This is a genomic window from Kitasatospora sp. MY 5-36, from assembly GCF_001182915.1.
In the GTDB taxonomy this organism is placed as follows: Bacteria; Actinomycetota; Actinomycetes; order Streptomycetales; family Streptomycetaceae; genus Kitasatospora.
In genome coordinates this window covers 1-4,651 of record NZ_LFVW01000236.1, presented here as the reverse complement: position 1 = coordinate 4,651, position 4,651 = coordinate 1, and the positions used below count along the sequence as shown (strand labels likewise).

At 72.5% G+C, this 4,651-nt stretch carries 3 protein-coding genes and 1 pseudogene; 2 read left to right on the top strand and 2 right to left on the bottom strand.

The window, feature by feature from the left end:
• Positions 1 to 123 precede the first annotated feature (123 nt).
• Together AE652_RS17270 and AE652_RS17265 are read right to left on the bottom strand one after the other, a co-directional pair.
• Positions 124 to 1,242: a glycoside hydrolase family 26 protein gene (locus AE652_RS17270; RefSeq protein ID WP_159028469.1), complete on the bottom strand. Its 1,119-nt coding sequence runs from the start codon at positions 1,240 to 1,242 to the stop codon at positions 124 to 126.
• A 5-nt stretch (positions 1,243 to 1,247) separates the two neighbouring features.
• Complete coding sequence (locus AE652_RS17265) at positions 1,248 to 2,666, bottom strand: glycosyltransferase family 2 protein (RefSeq protein ID WP_107086463.1); 1,419 nt, start codon at positions 2,664 to 2,666, stop codon at positions 1,248 to 1,250.
• 435 nt (positions 2,667 to 3,101) lie between these two features.
• On the opposite strand from AE652_RS17265, the gene AE652_RS17260 reads away from it, so the two are divergent.
• Together AE652_RS17260 and AE652_RS48225 are read left to right on the top strand one after the other, a co-directional pair.
• Positions 3,102 to 4,322 (top strand): ricin-type beta-trefoil lectin domain protein, encoded by a 1,221-nt coding sequence (locus AE652_RS17260; protein ID WP_049652356.1) that lies wholly within the window; start codon positions 3,102 to 3,104, stop codon positions 4,320 to 4,322.
• 94 nt (positions 4,323 to 4,416) lie between these two features.
• Positions 4,417 to 4,651: pseudogene (locus AE652_RS48225) on the top strand (hypothetical protein); the annotation flags it as partial.

Here is a 4,651-nt window from a genome sequence, read left to right as displayed (position 1 = left end):
CGGGGCGGGGCCCGTCGGGGCTGTCCACCGCCACGGCGCCGGGCCCGTCCGGGTCCGGCTCGGCGGCCGGGGCGTGGGCGGAGCGGCCGTGCGGGACGGGGGAGAACTCGGACTCAGTGCTCATCAGGGGTTCCGGATGTCGAAGCCGTAACGGGGGTCGGACACGCGCTGCTTGAACGCGGCGAGGGTGTCCGGCACGGCCTCGACCCGCCAGTCCGCCCGCTTGACGATGTTGAACCAGACGAAGCCGACGATGTCGTCGTGCGCCTCCAGCCCGGAGAACAGCTGGTCGATGTCCGCGTGCTGGCGCTTGCCCTGCTCGGAGGCGGTCTCGCTGATGAAGAAGGGCTTCTGGGAGAAGCCGCGGATCTCGGCCATGGTCGGGCCGTAGAGCGCGTCGAAGGTCTTGGGCCCGGTCTTGGTGAAGTAGCCGGTCATGCCGGCCCAGTCGACGTAGGTGTCGCCGGGGTAGTACGGCTCCAGCCGGGTGTTGGGCGCGGGGTCGGTGATGTTGGGGCTCCAGACCCAGATCACGTTGGTGGCGCCGGCCTGGTCGAAGAGGTCGTGGACGTGGCGCCAGGCGGCCACGAAGTCCTCGGGGGTGGCGGCCTGACGGCCCCACGGGTACCAGTCGCCGTTCATCTCGTGGGCGATGCTGACGGCGATCGGCAGGTTGAACTTGGCCACGGCCTTGGCGACGCCGCGCACGTAGTCGTCGGTGTCGCCGGCCGCGATCGAGGCGAGCGAGCGGTCGTGCGGCTCCCAGGCCATGAAGGGCAGCGCCCCGGCGTCGTGGATCCGGCGGGCGCCCGCGGTGTCGAAGCCGCCCTTCCAGTGGGCGTAGAACTCCAGGACGTTGGGCTGCTTGCCGATCGCGTCGCGGTAGCCGGGCAGCGCGTCCATCGTGGCGGGGACGTCGGGCAGGGCGGCGCCGAGGTACTTGTGGCTCGGCCTGAGCAGCGGCGTGACGTCGTACGGGACGCCGGCCGGCAGGGCCTTGGGCGTGGCGGGCGCGGCCGGCGCGGTGCCCCCCGCGGCGGGGGTCGCGCCCGGAGTGCCGGGAGTCCCGGGGGCGCCGGGGGCCGGGGTGGCGGCCGGGGCGGCCTGGGCGAGGTCCTTCTGCATCGCGAAGCCGGGGTCCTCGGGGCCGCACGCGGTGGTGAGCAGCAGGCCGGCGGCGGCCAGCAGCGGGAGCGCCAGCCGGTGACGGAGCCGGCCGGCCCGTCTCGGGTGGGCGGTCATGGCGATCACACTGCTTCCGTCGGGCGGGGCTGGACGAGGACCCGGCCCACGATGGTGGCGTAGAAGAGGCCGGAGGCGAGGACGAGGGCGAAGTTCAGCGGGCCCATGGTGAGCATCCGCCAGATGCTCAGCAGCACCCAGAGCAGGGCGGTTCCGCCGCCCCAGGCGATGACGCCGATCCAGAACCGCCGGGTCCTGTTCCGCTTGGCGCCGCTGGAGCCGGTCGGCTGCCAGGCCATCCGGTTGCGGCGCACGATGTCCCAGATGGCGAAGACGTGCGCCCAGCCGTACATCATGCGGGCGGCCCAGGCCTCCAGCCGGTAGGGGTTGCGGTGCCAGAGCGGGAAGATGACCGTCGCGTAGAGCAGGCCGGGCAGCACCAGCGCGGTGTTCTCCCAGCGGATCAGGTCGGGGCGGGCGAGCAGCAGGACGATCGGGATGAGCGGTGAGACGACGGTGAACAGCGCCGTGTGGATGTAGTAGAAGAAGCCGGACAGGTAGCAGGCCCGGGTGATCGGCCGCAGCTTGGTCTGCCAGAACTTCTTGCTGCCGAGCAGGCTCATCGAGCCGGTGCACCAGCGGTACTGCTGGTTGAAGAAGCCGCCGACGTTGTCCGGGCAGACGCCGGTGGCCAGCGCGACGGGTATGTACTGGAGGTCCCAGCCGAGGCGGCGCAGGTCGAACCCGGTGTGCACGTCCTCGGAGTGGCCGATCAGCGTGGTGCCGCCGTTCTCCTCCAGCGCCGCGCGCCGGTACACCGCGCAGCTGCCCACGCAGATGGCGCCGTCGCTGCGCTGCCGGGAGACCTGGACGGTCCGGTAGAACAGCTCCTGGACGGCGCCGGCGCCGCGCTCGATCCAGTTCTGCGAGTCCAGGATGCGGAAGAACTGCGGGGACTGGACGATGCCGAGGCGGGGGTCGGCCTCCATGTAGGGGAGCATCTCGTTCAGCAGGTCCGGCCGGGGCGCGAAGTCGGCGTCCAGGATGAGGATGTAGTCGCTGTCGGAGTTGCGGAAGCCGAACTGGAGGTTGCCGGCCTTCTTGAACCAGCCGAGCTTGTCGCGGGTGCCGTACACGAACCCGAAGTCGACGGCCATCTGCGCGAGTTGCGGGCTGTTGCTGTCGTCGAGGACGTACGGGGTGACGTCGCCCGGGTACTGGTCGCGGAGCCGGGCGACGTGCGTCCAGGTGTTGTGCAGGACCTCGATCGGCTCGCCGGCGACCGGGAGGAAGATGTCGACGGTCGGATGGTGCTCGGGCTGCCAGGACTTGACCAGGGCCCGGTGGGCGGAGAGGTCGAAGGTCTCGTTGAAGCCGTGCACCCAGCGGGATATGAGGTAGTAGACGATGGTGAAGGCGAGCGGCGGTATGAAGAAGAGGAACCACGGCGTCGCGCTCAGCAGCCCGATCTCGCTGGCCACCATGCAGGCGAAGCTGATGAGGGAGAAGCAGGTCAGCACCCACAGGTTGGTGCGGGCGTAGAGGTACTTCTCGGTGTTGTCCGGGGGTTGGGGGAGCAGGCCCCACCGGTTGCGGGCGGCCGGGCCGCGCCGGCTGCGGCGTCGTGAGACCGGCGGCTGACCGCTTCCCGCGAGTCGCGCGCTCTCGGTGACAGTCACGTGCTCTACTCCCCCGAAGCCGTACTGAGTCTGAACCGTCCCCGGGTGGTGGCCGTTGTCGCTCGGGCACCAGGGGACGCCAGGATCGTACGGGACCGATCGCTCTGCGTCCGCTTCCCCCTGTTCGACCGGCCGCCCGGAACCGATATCGAGCTCCGATCGTGATGTGAACGGGGGTGCGGCCGGAGCGCCTGTGTACGGTTGTCCGTTCGACGGGCGAGGACGGTTCGGGGGAGAGCGATGGGCATCGAGGACGGCGCGGCCGGGCGCGTGGCGCGGGGCCTGCGGGCGGTCGCCGCCTTCGGTGCGGTCGCCGCGCTGCTGGCCGGGTGCAGCGGCGACGTCGGGGCGGTGGAGCCGCCGGCCGGCCCGGCGACGGCGCTGTCCGGGCCGGGCATCTGCTCGACCGCGCAGGAGCCGTTCCCCAAGCTGGCGATGGACGGCGGCGCCAAGATCCTCGAACCGAACCCGTGGAACACCGCGGGCACGGTCTGCGTGGACCCGGTCGGGGACAGCGGGTTCACGGTGTCCCGGATCAATGACTTCGTCCCGAAGAACCCGCTCGCCCCGGGCGCCTACCCCAACGTCTCGACCGCCCCGGGCGCGAGCGGACTGCCGGTGCCGGTCAGCGCGCTCGGCGACGCCACCGCCGACTGGGACGCCAACGGCCGGGTGAGCGGCTCCTTCAACCTCTCCTTCGACCTCTGGTACGGCTCCAGCCCGGACAACTGCCTGCCGGGGGAGAGCGCCGAGGTGATGATCTGGCTGGACGCCACCGACAACGTGCGGCCCGCCGGCGACAAGGTGGCGGACGCCCTGCCGTTCGGGGACGCGAGCTACCACGTCTACCAGGCGCCGATCACCGGCCCGCACAGCGTGATCAGCTACGTCCGCACGGCACCCACCCACACCACCCGCGGCCTCGACCTGCGGCTGTTCACCGCCGACGCGATGGCGCGCGGCTACGTCCCGAAGAGCTCCTACCTCTGCCGGGTGCAGGCGGGGTTCGAGGTCTGGAGCGGCGGGACCGGCCTGCGCAGCAACTCCTTCGCCTTCCACAACCGGGTCGGCCTGCCGGCCGGCGAGGTCCCGGCGGGCGCCCCGGGGATCTGCCTGCGGCACGGCGGCGGCGGGACCGCCGGCAGCCCGGTGACCGTCGGATCCTGCGGCGACCAGGCCGTCTCGACCGGGTGGACGGTGGGCAACGACGGTTCGCTGCGCGGCGGGGCGGCCTGCCTGGCGCCGGGCGCCGACCGTTCCTCGGTGACCCTGGCCGAGTGCACCGGCGGCTCGGCCCAGCGCTGGGTCACCGCCCCCGGGCAGCGGCTGAAGCACCCGGACACCGGGCTGTGCCTGGGCACCGCGGGCGGGGCGCTCGCGGACGGCACGGCGGTGCTCCTGCGCCCGTGCGCGGACACCGTCTCGCAGCGCTGGAAGCTGCCCTACAACGGGGTCGCGTGAGCCGGCGTCGCACCCGGGAAACCCCAGCCGTGCTGACGTTTCGTCCGCGCACCCCCCATGGGCGTGTCGGGGTGGATGCCCTAGCATTCGGGCCATGAGCGATCGACCGGTACCGAGTGGCGAGCCGGGCCAGCCCGCCACGCCACCGCAGCAGGCACCGGCCGGGGGGCCCGCTCCGGCCACCGGTGTGCCACCGCAGTTCCCGAGCGGAGCCTTCGGCCCCGCGTCCGGCTACGGGCCGCCGCCCGCACCCGCGCAGCCCCAGCAGATGACGCCGCATCCGGTCGCGCAGCCGGTGCCGCCGGTGCCGCACCAGGGCGGCGGACCCG